The 16,390-nt window shown below is 57.5% G+C and carries 15 protein-coding genes; 5 read left to right on the top strand and 10 right to left on the bottom strand.

Features of this window, described 5'->3' with window-relative positions; translation table 11 throughout:
• Nucleotides 1-14: 14 nt before the first annotated feature.
• Both FMA36_RS01350 and FMA36_RS01345 read right to left on the bottom strand, forming a co-directional pair.
• Nucleotides 15-3,149, bottom strand: coding sequence for an efflux RND transporter permease subunit (locus FMA36_RS01350; protein WP_003618803.1), 3,135 nt, complete (start codon nt 3,147-3,149; stop codon nt 15-17).
• Nucleotides 3,149-4,153, bottom strand: coding sequence for an efflux RND transporter periplasmic adaptor subunit (locus tag FMA36_RS01345; protein ID WP_159263469.1), 1,005 nt, complete (start codon nt 4,151-4,153; stop codon nt 3,149-3,151). Before FMA36_RS01345 ends, FMA36_RS01350 begins: the two co-directional genes overlap by 1 nt.
• 72 nt (nt 4,154-4,225) lie before the next feature.
• Here FMA36_RS01345 and FMA36_RS01340 point away from each other — a divergent pair.
• A protein-coding gene (locus tag FMA36_RS01340; RefSeq protein WP_240906627.1) for an IS630 family transposase occupies nt 4,226-5,174 on the top strand; the annotation gives its coding sequence in 2 pieces (ribosomal slippage) (nt 4,226-4,566 and nt 4,565-5,174; 951 coding nt in all).
• Between the two features lie 60 nt (nt 5,175-5,234).
• Here FMA36_RS01340 and FMA36_RS01335 read toward each other — a convergent pair.
• Nucleotides 5,235-6,677, bottom strand: a complete 1,443-nt coding sequence (locus tag FMA36_RS01335; RefSeq protein WP_012813328.1) for a TolC family protein — start codon at nt 6,675-6,677, stop codon at nt 5,235-5,237.
• The gene (locus FMA36_RS01330; protein WP_010516881.1) at nt 6,670-7,320 is read right to left on the bottom strand and encodes a cation efflux transmembrane domain-containing protein; all 651 of its coding nucleotides are present in this window, start codon (nt 7,318-7,320) and stop codon (nt 6,670-6,672) included. Before FMA36_RS01330 ends, FMA36_RS01335 begins: the two co-directional genes overlap by 8 nt.
• Before the next feature lie 73 nt (nt 7,321-7,393).
• On the opposite strand from FMA36_RS01330, the gene FMA36_RS01325 reads away from it, so the two are divergent.
• Nucleotides 7,394-7,792, top strand: coding sequence for a MerR family transcriptional regulator (locus FMA36_RS01325; RefSeq protein WP_003618791.1), 399 nt, complete (start codon nt 7,394-7,396; stop codon nt 7,790-7,792).
• Nucleotides 7,793-8,057: 265 nt separating this feature from the next.
• On the opposite strand, the gene FMA36_RS01320 is transcribed toward FMA36_RS01325, so the two are convergent.
• The 6 genes from FMA36_RS01320 to FMA36_RS01295 all read right to left on the bottom strand — a co-directional run bounded on the left by FMA36_RS01320 (nt 8,058) and on the right by FMA36_RS01295 (nt 12,706).
• Nucleotides 8,058-9,137: an ArsO family NAD(P)H-dependent flavin-containing monooxygenase gene (locus FMA36_RS01320; protein WP_003618723.1), complete on the bottom strand. Its 1,080-nt coding sequence runs from the start codon at nt 9,135-9,137 to the stop codon at nt 8,058-8,060.
• 8 nt (nt 9,138-9,145) lie between these two features.
• Nucleotides 9,146-9,844 (bottom strand): arsenical resistance protein ArsH, encoded by a 699-nt coding sequence (gene arsH, locus FMA36_RS01315; RefSeq protein ID WP_003618725.1) that lies wholly within the window; start codon nt 9,842-9,844, stop codon nt 9,146-9,148.
• Between the two features lie 21 nt (nt 9,845-9,865).
• A complete protein-coding gene (locus FMA36_RS01310; RefSeq protein WP_048859141.1) occupies nt 9,866-11,161 on the bottom strand; it encodes an arsenic transporter in 1,296 nt (431 codons plus the stop codon).
• Nucleotides 11,161-11,583, bottom strand: coding sequence for an arsenate reductase (glutaredoxin) (arsC, locus tag FMA36_RS01305; RefSeq protein WP_048859140.1), 423 nt, complete (start codon nt 11,581-11,583; stop codon nt 11,161-11,163). Before arsC ends, FMA36_RS01310 begins: the two co-directional genes overlap by 1 nt.
• Nucleotides 11,580-11,933 carry an ArsR/SmtB family transcription factor gene (locus tag FMA36_RS01300; RefSeq protein ID WP_003618728.1) on the bottom strand — a complete coding sequence of 118 codons (354 nt, stop codon included), beginning with the start codon at nt 11,931-11,933 and terminating at the stop codon, nt 11,580-11,582. The genes arsC and FMA36_RS01300 overlap by 4 nt, the downstream gene beginning before the upstream one ends.
• Nucleotides 11,934-12,010: 77 nt before the next feature.
• Nucleotides 12,011-12,706, bottom strand: coding sequence for a VIT1/CCC1 transporter family protein (locus tag FMA36_RS01295; RefSeq protein WP_035379753.1), 696 nt, complete (start codon nt 12,704-12,706; stop codon nt 12,011-12,013).
• Between the two features lie 196 nt (nt 12,707-12,902).
• Between FMA36_RS01295 and FMA36_RS01290 the strand changes: the two genes are divergently transcribed.
• The 3 genes from FMA36_RS01290 (at nt 12,903) to FMA36_RS01280 (ending at nt 16,372) form a co-directional block, all read left to right on the top strand.
• Nucleotides 12,903-13,472 carry a cytochrome b gene (locus FMA36_RS01290; protein WP_040511740.1) on the top strand — a complete coding sequence of 190 codons (570 nt, stop codon included), beginning with the start codon at nt 12,903-12,905 and terminating at the stop codon, nt 13,470-13,472.
• Nucleotides 13,473-13,636: 164 nt separating this feature from the next.
• Nucleotides 13,637-14,857, top strand: coding sequence for a chromate efflux transporter (gene chrA, locus FMA36_RS01285; protein WP_003618732.1), 1,221 nt, complete (start codon nt 13,637-13,639; stop codon nt 14,855-14,857).
• A 312-nt stretch (nt 14,858-15,169) separates the two neighbouring features.
• Nucleotides 15,170-16,372 (top strand): DUF932 domain-containing protein, encoded by a 1,203-nt coding sequence (locus tag FMA36_RS01280; RefSeq protein ID WP_146892212.1) that lies wholly within the window; start codon nt 15,170-15,172, stop codon nt 16,370-16,372.
• The last annotated feature ends 18 nt before the right edge of the window (nt 16,373-16,390 follow it).

The raw sequence follows: 16,390 nt of genomic DNA, 5'->3' as shown, positions 1-16,390 counted from the left end.
GTGGCCCATACCTGTCACTTGAACAAGGTTTCCGGAACTCCCGTTTCGTTTTCAGAAAAACTACCAAATTTGACAGCAAGAATAGGCAAAACAAACAGGTTAAGTATCATTGATGTCATGAGCCCTCCAAGAATGACAGCTGCCATAGGTCCTTCGATTTCCCGCCCAGGCGCATTCATATCAACAGCCAGAGGCGCCAGTCCAAGCGCCGTAACGAGCGATGTCATGAGTACGGGGACGACGCGGTCTCTGGCCCCCCGGAGCGCTGTTGTTACTCCCCATGTGAGATGTTCCCGCTCGACCAAAGTCTCAAAATGCGAAATCATCATCACCGAATTCCGAAGCGTAATCCCGAATAGAGTAACGAAGCCGACTGTTGCCCCAAGAGTTAGCGTTGTGCCGGAAACAATGATTGCCAGAATGCCGCCGACAAATGCGAAGGGAAGATTGACGAGTATCAGAGCGAGATTGCGCCATCCTTGTGTGATTATTGAGAGCAGAATCATGACCGCTATGGCAGCGAGCCCGGAATTTATAAACAGTTCCTTGCGTGATTGTGATTCAGCTTCCGCTGCGGATGTAAATTGAACGTAGGTTCCAAGAGGCAGTTTGATATTTTTTGCTATAGCCGTGCGTGCGTCCTGAACGAAAGATTGAGCTGATCGTCCTGTAACATTTGCGGTGACAGTCTGTGTTCTCTGTGCTCCCAGATGTGACACCTGATAGCGACCGTTCGTCTCATATATGTCTGCGACAGCGCGGAGTGGTACGTAGTTTCCGTGAACAGTATGCAGTGGCAGGAAGCCGACAGACGCAACATCATTACGACTTGCGTCATCAAGACGAACCATAACATTAAAAGCCGCAGAACGCTCGTATATCTGCCCCACGGTTTCACCCTGCCAGGCTGTATGGATGGATCGGAGTACATCCGCCGACCGAAGCCCCCAGCGCTCCAGATCAGCAGGGCGTAGCCGAATAGCAAGTTCCGGAACACCAGGGGGTGCTTCTATCCGGACATCTGTTGCGCCATGTATCTGATGCAACATGCGGACAATATTATTTGCCTGGATATCCAATACATCCAGATCATCGCCAATAATATTGATTGCCACAGCCGAAGACGAACCAGAAAGGGTTTCGTTTACGCGCATCGTCAAAAAACTACTGACAGAAAAACTGGCCCCAACGAACCCGTCAAGCGCTTTGCGAACGCGGGCATCAATCTGTCGGGAAGCCTTCCCATCCACCTGATTCAAATCAACCTCAAACTCGCTGGTATGTGGTCCAGACGTGTCCTCATCCAGCGAGGCGCGTCCGACTCTCTGAGCAACCGAACGGATTTCGGGAAGCTGACGAAGTTTTTCTGTAACCTGTCTACCTAATTTCAGAGACTGTTCCAGGGAAGTCCCCGGAGCAGCCGTCATATGAATGATAAGGTGACCTTCCTTGAAATCAGGAATGAAATCGCTTTCAAGGAATGGAAGGGCCGCAAACCCTATCAAGGTGGTCAGGATCATCCCGCCTATAACAAATCGGGGATGGCGCATTAATCTGGCCAGAAGACGTTCATAAGCTCTGGCGGTCCATCCTGCCAGGGGGGGCTCTCTCCGGGTTTCTCCAGGCGTCGCCAAGAGCCATGCGCAGAGTGCAGGTACAACGGTTACAGCAGCGGCAAGAGAAGCCATGACCGCAAGAACATAAGCTGTTGCCAGTGGAGCAAACAGTCGTCCCGAAAGTCCGGGAAGGGCGATGACAGGCAAGAAAACGATAATGACAGCAAAGGTCGCGTAAACCACTGCACTGCGGACTTCAACGCATGCATCGAGTACGACGCGCGCTGTAGATGCGGGCTGGACCAGAAGCCGGTTTTCACGCAATCGGCGTGTAACATTTTCGACCCCGATCACGGCGTCATCCACGACCTCGCCGATGGCGATAGCAAGCCCCCCCAGGGTCATGGCATTCAAAGTAACCCCGAGTGTCTCCAGCAACGACAGGGCTATCAGAATAGCCAAAGGTATGGTGGCGCAACAGATTGCAGCGGTTCGCAGGTCAAAAAGGAAAAGAAAGATTACGACAACCACCAGAAAACCGCCCAGAAGCAATGCTTGTGTGGCATTCCCCAATGCGGTCGTAATGAAATTGGCGGGTCGGAACAGGTCAGCATGCAATGTAATCCCCTGTCCCTGCAATTGCGGGCGGAAATCGGTAAGTGCCGCCTCGATTTCCCGGGTCACAGCCATCGTATTGGCACCGTACTGTTCCCATATATTAACCACAATGCCTGTCTTTCCCTCGATACTGGCCGCGCCGAAGGCGGGAATAGGGGCTTCAGTTACAGTGGCAATACTGCCCAGTGTGACAGCACCATTATCAGAGCGGACAATCACAGTGCGGGCCAGACTTTCTGGCGTCAGGGCCTGACCGTCAGACTGAAGAACGACTCTTTGGTTCGGGGTATCAATAAAGCCGGCCCCCTGTATGCCAGTTGCTTCCTGGGCAGCCGCAAGGACGTCATCAAGTCCGATATGATGCAAGATGAGTTGGTCTGGATGTACCTGTATCTGGAGTGACCGACGCTCCCCGCCAAACACACTGACTCCAGCCACACCAGGCAACGCCAGCAGACGCGGCCTTAATGACCAGTCAGTAAGCGTGCGCAACTGCATGAGGGACTGTTGTTCCGACGTCAGACCAATCACCAGTACCAGACCGGCGGATGAGGTCAGTGGCGTCATAGTCGGAGCATGAACACCGGCTGGCAATTGCTGTGCAACAACATTCATTTGTTCCCCGACCAGTTGCCGGGCGCGATAAATATCGGTCGATGTCGCAAACAGGACGTTGACGACTGACAGTCCCTGAATCGAAGTCGATTGCACGCGCTGAATACCCGGGAGGCCGCTCAGGGCAATTTCCATTGGGCGACTAACCAATGTTTCGACCTGTTCCGGCGTAAAACCAGCGGCTTCGGTCTGGATCGTGACCCGTGGCGGAATGAATTCCGGAAACACATCATAGCTGGCATGTCTCAAGCCATACAGGCCATAGAAGAACAACAGACATGCGGTTGCGATAACCACGCCCCGGAAGCGGATCGAAAACCCGATAATAGCTGCCTGAAGGCTGAAAGAACGTCCCGTCATCAGTCGTCATCGCCTCCTGATTCAAGCTGAGCTCGGAATTCTTCAGACAGAAGTAATTGCGTACCCCCTACGACGATTTGCGTTTCGTGTGTGATTTGTCCTGGAGTATCTTGGATCAGGTAGCCACCTTCTCGGTCCGGCACGTCGGTCGTAAGGGGTAGGCGTGTAAATTTTCCGTGTCCGTTATCACGGTATATCCACGACTTACCTTGCAGCCAGATAATAGCTGATGCAGGTATCCGGATACCGGGACGTTCCTCTTCGGTAGGCAGGAGAACGGAAACATTCATGCCCGCGACAAGCTGACTTTCAGCCGACGCAAAATAGAAAAAGCTACGCCCCTGAATAGCAGGATCGGTCATGGTTACAGGAGACAAATAGTGGAGCATTGTCCCGTGTCCACCCGTGTTTCCATAATCGGTCACATCCGCCTGACTTGGTGGGGTTGGTAGATCCGTATCTGGTGGAAGGGTCACCTTGACCAAGACCACTTGTTGTTGAAGTAACTGTGTAATGAAAATTGTATTTTTTTCGGTAGCGTCAGATATGACCGAACCAAATTGCTGTCTGATAATATTAAGTGCGTTATTCACCCGGACCTGTTCTGCTTTTACCATAGCTGAGTTGGACTGAAATCTGGCTGTTGTCTCCTGGAATTGTTCCTGAGAGATATTCTGCCGGTCGCGATACAGTCCTTTGTCACGATCGAGTTTCGCACGGGCAAGCGTCTGCTGTGCCTGCATGCTCTCCAGCCGCGCTTTCATGTCAGCATAATCACTAACAAGAGTGATAAGTTGTGTTGCGTTCAGAACGTAACCATAGGCGGGAACCAACTTTCTCCAAGGCACGATGCTGGGTCGTGCAGAAGCGATGCCACTCTTCGTAACTGCTTCCGGGGAGACCGTCACGGTCGCCTCTGCGCCAAGAACCGAAACTGGTGGATCATCATCATCTGCAATAGCAATGTCCGCCACGTTTAGAACTAGAGCATAATCTGATCTAATAGGTTCATTTTAAGATTCCCATACTGGTCGAAATCTGATTCATACTATGTGCCGGTATGGAGGCCGGCCCGTATGACCCGAGCCCTGTCTGCTGACCTTCGCCGCCGCACGATTGCGGCTGTTGCCTCTGGCATGACCCGTCGTGCGGCGGCGGTTCGTTTTGGTGTGTCTTCGTCGAGCGTTATCCGCTGGGTTGCCGAGTGGCAGGCCAGCGGTCGTGACCATGCGCTTAAACAGGGCGGTGATCGCCGTTCTCACCGGATTGAAGCGTGGTCAGCCTTCCTGCTGGCCGCGATTGAAACAAAGGCCGATATTTCCCTTGTCGAACTGGCGGAGACACTTGCAGCGGAACACGGTGTCCGCTTTGCGCCGAGTACGATCTGGCGCTGTCTCGACCGTCACGACATGACCATCAAAAAAAACGGCGCACGCCAGCGAGCAGACACGGCCCGACGTCGCACAGCGGCGCGAGGCCTGGTTTGACAGTCAGCCTGACCTTGATCCGGCCCGTCTGATCTTCATCGACGAAACAGCCGTCTCAACGAAGATGGCCCGCCTGCGGGGGCGGTCACAACGGGGCACGCGCTGTCGGATGTCCGTGCCCCACGGGCACTGGAAAACCACGACGTTCATCGGCGGGCTGCGCCTCTCCGGCATGACAGCACCGATGATGCTGGACGGCCCAATGACCGGCGAATGGTTTGCCGCCTATACCCGCAAGGTGCTCGTTCCAACCCTGTCGCCGGGAGACGTCGTCATTCTGGACAATCTGCCCGCCCATAAAGGAGCCGCTGCCCGCGAGGCTGTGGAGGCAGTCGGCGCCAGGTTGTTGTTCCTGCCGCCCTACAGTCCTGATTTCAACCCGATCGAAAACATCTTCGCCAAAATGAAGGCGTGGATCAGACGGGTGGCACCGCGAACCCTCGACGCTCTTCAAAATACCGTCTGTGGAGCAATTGACGATATCTCTCATCGCCAGGCCGCAGCGTGCTTCACCGCCGCTGGATATGAACCAGACTGATCGGATTATGCTCTAGGAAGACAGAAAGACCTACAAGAGGCAGCCAGAAGGCCCTCGCTTTCATGGTGAGTTCCTTTGGTTATTTTCAAGCAGGCCGGAAACCTGCGCGGCACTGGTGTGATCAAAAATGGGCTGCTGCATGCCATCTTCGATCTGACCTATGGCTTGCCGTTGCTGAATTTCTGCTTCAAGAAGAGCGGTCTCTGCTTGAATCTGCTCTATATGAGTCATAACCATCGTTGGTCGGTCGATTGCGCCTGACTGAAGGCGGTGCTGCATCTGGTTCAGCCTTACCCGTACGGTTTTGGCAAGTTCATCCGCCTGTAGCAGAATTGATGTCGTGCCGCGGTAATTGGCCGTAGCCTGCGAGATGGACTTAAACACCGTGTTCTCTGCACGCCGGAGACGAGCCGCCGCCTCATGCTCCTGCCCAACAGCTTCAGCTATGGGGCCTTCGTTCTGATTGAAAATCGGAATTTGCAGAGAGGGATTTACCTCAAAGCGATTTGAAAAATCCCAGTTATAGGAGGGACTGATGGTGACATCGGGATAGCGTCGGGAAACTTCGACCCGTAGAGCCTGTCGGGCGGCGTCATAAGACGCAAGAAGTTCCCGCAGATCCGCGCGTTGCATTACGGCTTGGTATCTCATGTCCTGTGAATCGCGGTATTCCATGAGGTCGGGACAGACATCAAATGCTTTTGTATCAAGAGCAATGGAATCAAGTGCTTCGGCAGGAACCCCGATTGCTCCTGCCAGAGCTGCCTTACGGACGGCATACTCGCGCCGCAGATCACTGACAGACAACTCGGCATGGATCATTTCCGTCCGTACCTGCGATATTTCGAGAGCGGATGCTCGCCCCTGATCAAAACGTGCCTGTTCCAGGGTAAAGAGTTCGCGTTTAGCTGCCGCAGTCTCTTCCACAAGCTTGAGGCGCCCGGATACAGCCCAGACGCCGAGAAGAGCAGACCGCGTGTCGCTGCGTAGTTTCCATGCAGTATTGATGACTTCCCATTGCGCGACGGCAGCCCGATATCTGGCTTCTTTGATACGGTGATAACGCCTGCCGAAAAATTCGATCAGTATTGACGCGCCGTAGCCGACGTAATGAGCCGATGGGCCACCCAGCACCGTGAAACTGGGATTGGGCAGTTGACCGGCTGTCTTGATTCCAGCGCGAGCCGTTTCCAGTTCAGCTTTAGCTACAAGGATATCGGGATGAAAATACAAGGTAGCAAGCGTCAGGCGAGTGATGCCCCATGCGTTTTCCTGACTCGATACGTTTGGTCCGAGAACTTTTGTAATGAATTCTTGCAATCCGGCATCCGTAAATTGACGGCTGGAAAATTTCTGGACATCTGATTCCGGCGAAATATTTGAGTGATCACTATTTGTACAGCCACAGAGCAGGGGAAAAATCAGGAGAATGAATGCCGCATTATAGCGTGTGCGTCTCCTTACCTGCTTAATATATTCTAGAGTATTATATGATTTATACATTGATATGTCGTGATATATCTGATTTGTTATCTGTTAGTTCTACTCTCGATTGTCGCATAATCTGCACACCTCCACTAATACCAAGCATCGCAAGGATGGCAGCTACCGCAATATCCGGCCACGCAGAACGAGTGCCAAACACGCCCAGAGCTGCCAGCACAACGGCAACATTTCCGATCGCATCATTACGAGAGCAGATCCATACAGAACGGCGGTTGGCATCACCTTTCCGGTGTGTCCATAATATGAGGGCACAGGCCAGATTGACCGCGAGGGCAAGCAGACCAATGCCGCCCATTGCGTCTGGGTGAGGCGGATGGTTGCTGTTCATTACTATCCACCCAGCATTGGCCATTACCCATAGCCCAGCCATGAACAGGGTCAGGCCTTTCAGAAAGGCCGCGCCAGCTCGCCATCGCAATGCCATTCCGGCAACACTGAGGCTTATTGCGTAGTTGGCGCTGTCGCCAAGGAAATCAATCGCGTCCGCCTGTACGGATGCAGATCCAACCGACACGCCAGCCCCAGCTTCAACGGCAAACATGCTGGCATTGAGAAAAAGCGCGATCAGGAGCGCTCTCCGCCATGATTTATTGATTGGTAGCGGCGTATCTGTGCATCCACCACAGCATCCTCCTGCCATCCAGTGCCTCCCTGACGAATCATCTGTTTTAATGTATGCTCCCTGTAGCAACTACAGGGTCAAGAGGCAGGGAATGCGATCGATTGGTGCCTTGGGGAAGGCGACGAATACCAAAGTCGAGACGATCCGCTATTACGAACGGATCGGTCTTCTGGCTCCGCCACAGCGGACCGATGGCAATTATCGCACTTATGATGATGAGGCACTCGCGAGACTGTCTTTTATTCGTCGATCTCGGGATCTGGGTTTTTCATTAGACCAGGTAAGAGCTCTATTATCCCTAACGGATCAGGGAACCCAGGATTGTAAGACAGTTGATAGAATTGCTCGTGACCATATGGCAGAAATTGAGCGCAAAATTGCGGATCTCATCGCATTGCGCCATGAACTTTCTACGATGATAGAATCATGCGGGGGAGGTAATATTTCAGAATGCCGAATTATTGAAGCACTTTCTCCGTTTGATAATTAGTTCTCCTGACTTTTTTCGCAGCCAGTCGATTCTGCATTTGACGGAAGATTACCCGAAATAGTTATACGGCCTCATCCTCACGTGTCAGAATCTGAAAAATCCTCATGGAAAATTCAAGGACTATACGTGCTCCCATGGTGGCAGTTTATGATCAGGCCAGTTCTGAAGCAGACATTCGGCTTCCCCCCCTAGTCCGCCTGTCTGCTCAGTGATGTAGGAGCAGACAGGCGGCAGTCGCCTACATGTCGGTCGTAAAGAGAGTCGCTCAAGGTTTTGGTAAGCGGACATCCTGTGTCGGCGACGCAAGCCAGCCCGCCAGTTGCCGGACCATGGATCTCGCGACACGGCCCGCCCCCAGGAGGGTTGCGGATGCGGGGCCGCACCAGGAACCATACCCCAGCAGCCACAGGCGTGGCTCCCTGATGGCCTGCTGCCCGTTCACGTGAATCAGCCCGTCCGGCTCGATCACGTCGAGTGGTGCAAATGCAGAGAGCGCGGGACGGAAGCCTGTACACCAGATGATCGCGTCAATGGCTTCTTCCCGCCCGTCGGGCCAGACGACGCCCGTTGCCGTCATGCGCACGAACGGCCGTACCGCGTGGAGTACGCCGCGCGCCTTGGCGGCCCGCACGGGTGGCACCATGACGATATCGCCAAAGCCTCCTGTCGGCATGGCGCCGGCGTTGCCCAAAACACGTGCGGTCGCCCGTTCGAACAGAACCCGTCCGTCCACATCGTCGGGCAGGAATACCGGATCCTCCAGCGTCACCCACGTTGCGTTCGCGAGCAGTGACACTTCCGGCAGGATCTGCGCCCCGGAATTGCCGCCACCGACCACGAGCACGCGCCGACCGGCAAAAGGTGCGGCGCTCTGATAGTGCGCGGAATGGATCTGCGTCCCGCCAAAGAATTCATGCCCCGCGACATCAGGAACGAACGGGACCGACCATGTGCCGGTCGCACCGATGACGGCACGGCTCAGAAAATCGCCCGCGTTTGTGCGGATATTCAGGAATTTCCCACCGGCCCGTTCCACGCGCCCGACCGTTACAGGACGGCGGATCGGCGGCGCATAGCGCGCCTCGTAGCGGTGCAGATAGTCCAACACCTCGTCACGGGTCGGATAGCCGCCATCCGGCGTGTCTGGCATCGGCCAGCCGAGCAGCGAACTGTAGGACGCGGGTGAAAACAGATGCAGGGAGTCCCAGCCATGCACCCATGCACCACCCGCCTGCGTCCCGTTATCAAGAATGACGTAACGCAGTCCGGTCCGTCGTAGAAAATACGACGCGGCGAGGGCCGCCTGACCGCCTCCCACGATCACAACATCGAACTGTTCCGCCATTGCCCGGCTCACAGACTTTCCGGGAGACGGAATTCCGCCTTGCGTTCGCTGTAGCGATCAACGAGGTAGTCGGCCCGGTCGCGCAGCAGCCATGTGAACTTCATCAGCTCCTCCATGACATCTACCATCCGGTCATAGAGGGGAGACGGTTTCATCCGGTCGTCGTCACCGAACTGGGTATAGGCCATCGGCACACTGGACTGGTTGGGGATGGTGAACATCCGCATCCACCGGCCCAGCACCCGAAGGGCATTGACGGAATTGAAGCTCTGCGATCCACCCGAAACCTGCATGACGGCCAGCGTGCGGCCCTGCGTCGGGCGGATCGAGCCTTCGAACAACGGCAGCCAGTCGATCTGGTTCTTGAACACGGCAGTGATGTTGCCGTGCCGTTCGGGGCTGCACCAGACCTGACCTTCCGACCAGATCGAGAGTTTCCGCAGTTCCTGCACTTTCGGATGGGTCGCGGGCACGGAATCCGCTACCGGCAGGTCGGTCGGGTCGAACACCCGTGTCTCGGCGCCGAGGACTTTCAGAATGCGCTCTGCCTCCAGCACCAGCAGGCGGCTGAACGAGCGGGGACGCAAAGAGCCATAGAGCAGAAGGATACGCGGCGGATGGTCCACACGCGGTTGCGGTTCCAGCCGCGCGAGATCGACCGGTTCAAGATACTCCGGATGCAAGGCTGGCAGCTCAGGTTCGGTCATATATATCGGTCCTGTCGTGTATTACGGGTGACTGATCCGGGGCAGCCATAGGGCCAGCGCCGCGAGTGTTGCCAGCAGGACGGGCGGGGTGATCACCAGTCCGACCTTCATATACTGCCTCCATGTGACCCGATGATTTTTGGATGCCAGCACATGCAGCCAGAGCAGTGTCGCGAGACTGCCGATCGGCGTGAATTTCGGCCCGAGGTCGCAGCCGATGATGTTGGCATAGACCATCAGGTCGCGTGTCAGCGGCGTGATGTCGTGAGCCTGCTGGATCGCCAGTGCCCCGACCAGCACACTCGGCATATTGTTCATGATGGACGACAGAACAGCCGCCAGAAAGCCGGCGCCGATGGTGGCGATGAACGGCCCCTGATGGCCAAGCCAGACCAGTGCGGCCGCAAGGTAGTCGGTCAGCCCGGCATTGCGCAGGCCATACACCACCAGATACATGCCCAGCGAGAAGATCACGATCTGCCATGGTGCGCCTATCAGCACCTTGCGAACAGGGATCACCCGGCCATATCCGGCGACGAGCAACAGGGTTCCGGCGGCCAGACAGGCTACAACACAGACCGGGATATGAAACGGCGCTGTCAGGAAATAGGCCGCCAGAACGAGGACCAGCAGCGGAAATGCCGCCCGAAATACATGGTGGTCACGAATTGCCGCAGCGGGTGCTGGCAGTTCGGCGACGGGATAGGTCGCAGGCACCTGCCGCCGGTACCACAGCCAAAGCACAGCCAGCGTCGCGCCCAGCGCCACCAGATCGACAGGGACCATGATCGCGGCATAGCGATCAAACGCAATGCCAAAGAAATTGGCGCTGACGATGTTCACCAGGTTGGAAATGACAAGCGGCAGGCTGGTGGTATCCGCGACGAACCCAGTGGCGATAATAAAGGCCAGCGCCGCGCCATGGCTCAGGCGCAGTTGCGTCAGGATAGCGATGACAATGGGCGTCAGCAGCAGCGCCGCGCCGTCATTGGCGAAAACCGCTGCAATGGCCGCTCCCAGCACCACGATCAGCGGGAATAGCGTCCGGCCTCGCCCTTTGCCCCAGCGTACGACGTGCAGGGCGGCCCAATGGAAGAACCCTGCCTCATCCAGCAACAGCGAGATGACGATCAGCGCGATAAAGGTGAAGGTCGCGTCCCAGACGATGTGCCAGACGACAGGAATATCGTGCCAGTGGATGACATCGGTCGCCAGTGCCACGGCGGCACCGGCCATCGCACTCCAGCCGATGCCGAGACCCCGTGGCTGCCAGATGACGAAGACCAGCGTTGCAATGAAAATGGCGAGGGCCAGCATCAGACGATCCGCTTTCCGGCCTCATCCACGATCTTCTCGCCGTCCTCCCTGGCGAATGCGCCGCGCTGTGGGGAGGGAAGAATATCCAGCACCGTTTCGGACGGACGGCAGAGCGCAACACCGAGTGGCGTTGCGACGATGGGCCGGTTGATCAGGATCGGGTGTGCGATCATGGCGTCGATCAGCGTATCATCGCTCAGGGCCGGATTATCGAGGCCGAGCTCGTGAAAGGGCGTGCCCTTTTCCCGCAGGACCGCGCGCACCGGAACCCCCATACGGGCGATCAGATCGAACAGTTCCGCGCGGCTCGGTGGGGTTTTCAGATATTCGATGATCCTGGGCTCCTCGCCGCTATTGCGGATCAGTGCCAGCACGTTGCGCGACGTGCCGCAGGCCGGATTGTGGTAGATGGTGACGGTCATGGGCAGGAGGCCGGGCTCGGGCTGCAGGAAGACAGGTTCGCGATCAGGGGCGCGCAGAGTTCGGGGCTGCCCGCACAGCAGTCCCTGACGAGGAAAAGCATCAGGTCGCGCAGGCGCGGAAGACACGCACGATAGACGATCAGCCGGCTGTGGCGCTGCGAGGTCAGCAGGCCGGCACGGGTCAGGGTGGCAAGATGGGCCGAGATCGTGTTCTGCGGGACATCGAGATGCCGCGCGACGTCTCCGGCGGGTAGTCCGTCCGGTTCGTGGCGCACCAGCAGGCGGAAGATCTCCAGCCGCGTGGACTGGGACAGCGCGTTGAGGGCCGAGAGTGCGGATTCTGTATCCATAAATCGACGATCACAGATATATGGGATGAAGTCAAGACTACCCAGGACATGCCTCGTTCAGAGCTTGGAACGCGGCTTCACACGCCGAACAGGCGGCCGATCCCGCCCGTGACGATCATTGCCACAATACCCCAGAACGTCACACGCAGTGCTGGGCGCAGAGGCGCTGCGCCGCCGGCAATCGCGCCAACGACCCCCAGAACAGCGAGAACCACGACGGACGTCAGGGACACGCCCCAGGACACCCACGCCACGGGCGTCAGAACCGCCGCCAGCACAGGCAGTAGTGCTCCGGATGAAAAGGCGGTTGCTGAGGCGAATGCCGCCTGTATGGGTCGTGCCGCCGTGGCTTCGGACAGACCCAGTTCATCCCTTGCATGGGCACCGAGCGCATCATGCTTCATGAGGGCAACGGCGACCTTGCGCGAGAGGTCTTTATCCAGCCCTCTCTTCTGATAAATCCCGGCCAGTTCGGTGACTTCGCCCTCCCAGTCCGTGACCAGTTCCTGTTTCTCGCGGGCGATGTCGGCGTGTTCGGAATCGGCCTGGGAACTGACCGAGACATACTCGCCCGCCGCCATGGACAGGGCGCCCGCGACAAGCGCGGACAGTCCCGCGACGAGAATGCTGCCGCGTGTCGCATGAGAACTGGCAACGCCGACGATGAGGCTGCCGGTCGACAGCGTTCCGTCATTGGCGCCGAGAACAGCCGCACGCAGCCATCCCAGTTTCTCGACGGCATGACGTTCGGCCAAAGGATGGAGACGCGACATAAGATGACCTGCTGCTTCTGGTGAATACAAATAAAGGTTAAGATGCATCATTTGCCGCGACAACAGATATTTCATTCTGATATTGCGAGTTATTTTCAATATTGTTTATGTTTTAGGAAAATCTGTTCTGTTCAGAATCCTGTCAGGTAAGCATGATACGGAAGTGGATTCAGGGTTCTTTTTTGCCGAGACGTATATGCCTTATTCAACGCCGGACATCACAGATAGCCTGCTGCGTTACGACAGGCCGACGATCATCCTTCACTGGATGACGGCCTTTCTGGTGCTGCTTCAGTTTGCTCTTGGCGAAACCTGGAACTGGCCAACAAAACCCGTCCATCATCTGATGGTGGTCGCGCATCTGACAGCCGGCATCCTGCTGACCGCAATTATGGTGTTCCGCATTGTCTGGCGTCTGACGAAAGGCCGGCATCTGTCGGACCTTCTCGTGCCTGTGGACCGGGTATTCGCCCTTGGAGCAGAGTACACGCTCTATGTGCTGCTTCTGGCGGAAATCTTGCTGGGCTATCTCTGGCGATGGGGTGCCGGGCAGACGATGAGTTTTTTCGGCCTCCTGATTCCATCCCCGTTCGCGCGGTTCCCGGCGGAAACCGTGACGTGGTTTCAGACGCTACATTACTGGAACGCCTGGTTGATTATGGGTCTTGCGACAGGCCATGGCGCGGCGGCGCTTTTTCATCAGTTCGTCCTGAAGGACAAAGTTCTCGGGCGCATGTTGCCGCAGTGTTTCTTGCTCCGTCAGTGAGGCGGTCAGTATCCTGTCTGATTGTATGACTGGGCACACCGTGATGCTGGGTCGCCAACAAGCCAGAAGTGATGATTTTTTTGTTGTCATCAGCAGCTCCACATGAATGCCGGTTCATGGGAATTGTCTCCTGTCGAACGGGAAAATAAGAAAGTATCGACCCAATGACGATCGTGCCGCGTGGCGTGGGACCAGAAAGACCGGGGTCGGCTCTTGAGGTGCTCCTCATCTTTCTCAGGCTGGGCGTCACCTGCTTCGGCGGGCCGATCGCGCATATCGGGTATTTCCGGGACGAATTCGTCGTCCGACGCCGGTGGCTCAATGAGCGCGCCTATGCCGATCTCGTCGGGCTGTGTCAGTTCCTGCCCGGTCCCGCGAGCAGCCAGGTGGGATTTTCCATTGGCCTGATGCGGGCCGGTTATGCAGGCGGTTTTGCGGCGTGGGCGGGGTTCACCCTGCCTTCGGCACTTATACTGGTCCTCTTCGCCTATGGCGCGAACGCGCTTGCCGGCCCGACTGGTGCAGGCCTTCTGCATGGACTGAAACTCGTCGCCGTCGCCATCGTCGCACAGGCCGTATGGGGCATGGCGCGCACGCTGTGTCCGGACCGGACGCGAGCTTCGATCGCGGTCACGGCCGCGCTCATCGTTCTGTTCGCCATCTCACCGCTTGCCCAGATCGCGGCCATCGTTCTCGGGGGCCTCGCCGGCTTGTGGCTTTGCCGCTCTGTGCAGACGTCAGATGGCGAGCATATTACAGTGCCCGTATCGCATCGTGCAGGGATCGTCGCACTGGCTCTCTTTCTGGCGTTGCTCTTCGGTCTGCCCGTTCTCGCCCGCCATGGCGCACCAGAGGGCGTTTCCCTGTTCGACGCCTTCTACCGGTCAGGCGCGCTCGTGTTCGGTGGCGGTCATGTCGTGCTGCCCTTGCTGCACGAGGCTTTCGTGACATCGGGCTGGGTCAGCGACGACACCTTTCTCGCCGGTTATGGCGCGGCACAGGCGGTTCCGGGGCCGCTTTTCACGTTCGCGGCCTATCTCGGCGCGGTCGTCGGGCAATCTCCCCACGGTGTTGCCGGTGCCGCTTTCGGTCTTTTCGGCATCTTTCTGCCGGGCATCCTGGTCCTGATCGGAGCTTTGCCCTTCTGGGACACCTTCCGCAGCCAGCGGGCCGTTCAGGCGACGATGCGCGGCGTCAACGCAGCGGTCGTGGGCCTGCTGGGGGCGGCGCTCTATACACCGGTCTGGACGAGCGCGGTCAGGTCGGCGGCGGATTTCGGGATCGTGCTGGTCGGTTTCGTCCTGCTGACCGTCTGGCGGGCGCCACCCCTGGTGGTAGTCGGTATCAGCGCGCTGGGAGGGGTCGTCATTGGGCAGGCAGCATAATGAAATGTTCAGTCAGCGACGTGCATCGACGCGTGATCGCCATACCGTTTTTCAACGCACACTTCAATAATGGCGCGTCGTTATAAGGGCCATGTTTCGGCCGTTTCCTGTGTAAGTCAGCCAGAAAACGGACAGGCAGTTTACCCCCCGTTGCCGTCGTGATTTCGGCGAGGCTGCGGCCTCGCCGTGTTGCGGAACGAGGGGCAGGGTGTCTCCGTGGTCGGATGGGGTCCCGCGCGGGAAGTAGTCATAGGAGGAAGAGGGTGGTTTCGCCTCTGGTGCCGAATAACCGGTATCAGAGGAGAGTTTTCCATGACCACAACCACCATCCTGCCCCCTGCGTTCCGTGGTGCGGCGTCCGGCGGCTTCCGGATCGATCCTTCGCGCGGGGAGCGTAGTGCCCGCGTCTCGTCCGAATGGTTCTCGCGCCCCGATGACGAGCGGTATCTGTCCCTATCTGATTTGCACGCGGCCACTCTTGGCCGTGCCGAGCGCGCCACGGCCCGCACGGTAGAAAGCCGCGCCATCCGAGTGGAGGCGAGCCGCGACAATGCCGAGCGCCTGACCCTGACCGTGCCGGGGCAGAATGACCCGATTGCTCCCACACACTGGTCCTTTGGCCAGATGTGCAGCCTGGTTGGTGCCCCCTCGTCGTACCTGCGCAATCTTCCGGCTCCGCTGGCGGCAATCAACCTGCAGCACGGGTTGCTGTCGCACCGGGCCGAACTGGTCAAGACGCTGGAAACCGAGGACGGGCGTGTGGAACTGCGCGCCGTCACGGGGCCGGATTACGGCCGCATCTGGGACCATGAGCTGGTTGGGGCGGTGCGCAAGATCGCCGGCGATGGCACAGGTGATACCAACTGGAAGGTGCCGGGTGTGATCGACTGGGCGACCATGACCCATAATCCGTACGTGGACATCACGAAGGAAACCACGACACTCTACGCGTCAGACAGGGACGTTTTTTTATTCCTCGTGGATGATACGCATCCGATCGAGGCGGGACGTCTGCCCAACGGTGATCCCGATCTCTATTTCCGGGGTTTCTACGCCTGGAATTCCGAAGTCGGCAGCAAGAGCCTCGGCATCGCCTCCTTTTACCTGCGCGGAGTGTGTCAAAACCGCATGCTCTGGGGCGTGGAAAATTTCGAACAGATCACGATCCGGCATAGCAAGTTTGCAGCATCCCGTTTCGTGCATCAGGCGACACCAGCGCTACGGAATTTCGCCACGGCCAGCCCGGCCTCGTTCGTCTCCGGCATTCAGGCTTCGCGCAAGGCGCTGGTGGCCAGAACCGATGAGGACCGCGAAAGTTTCCTGCGTCGTCGCGGGTTCTCGAAGCCAGAGACGGCGAAGATCATCGAAACCGTGCTGCATGAGGAAGGGCGCAAGCCCGAGAGCGTGTTCGATTTCGTGCAGGGGATTACCGCACTGGCCCGCACCAGGGCCAATCAGGATACGCGGCTGGATCTGGAAGAGAAGGCCCGCAGGCTGATGGAACGGGCTTCCTGAAAGCCGACTGCACGCTTT

The organism is Komagataeibacter xylinus (genome assembly GCF_009834365.1).
Classification (GTDB): Bacteria; Pseudomonadota; Alphaproteobacteria; order Acetobacterales; family Acetobacteraceae; genus Komagataeibacter; species Komagataeibacter xylinus_D.
This window is presented reverse-complemented; position numbering and strand designations above follow the sequence as displayed.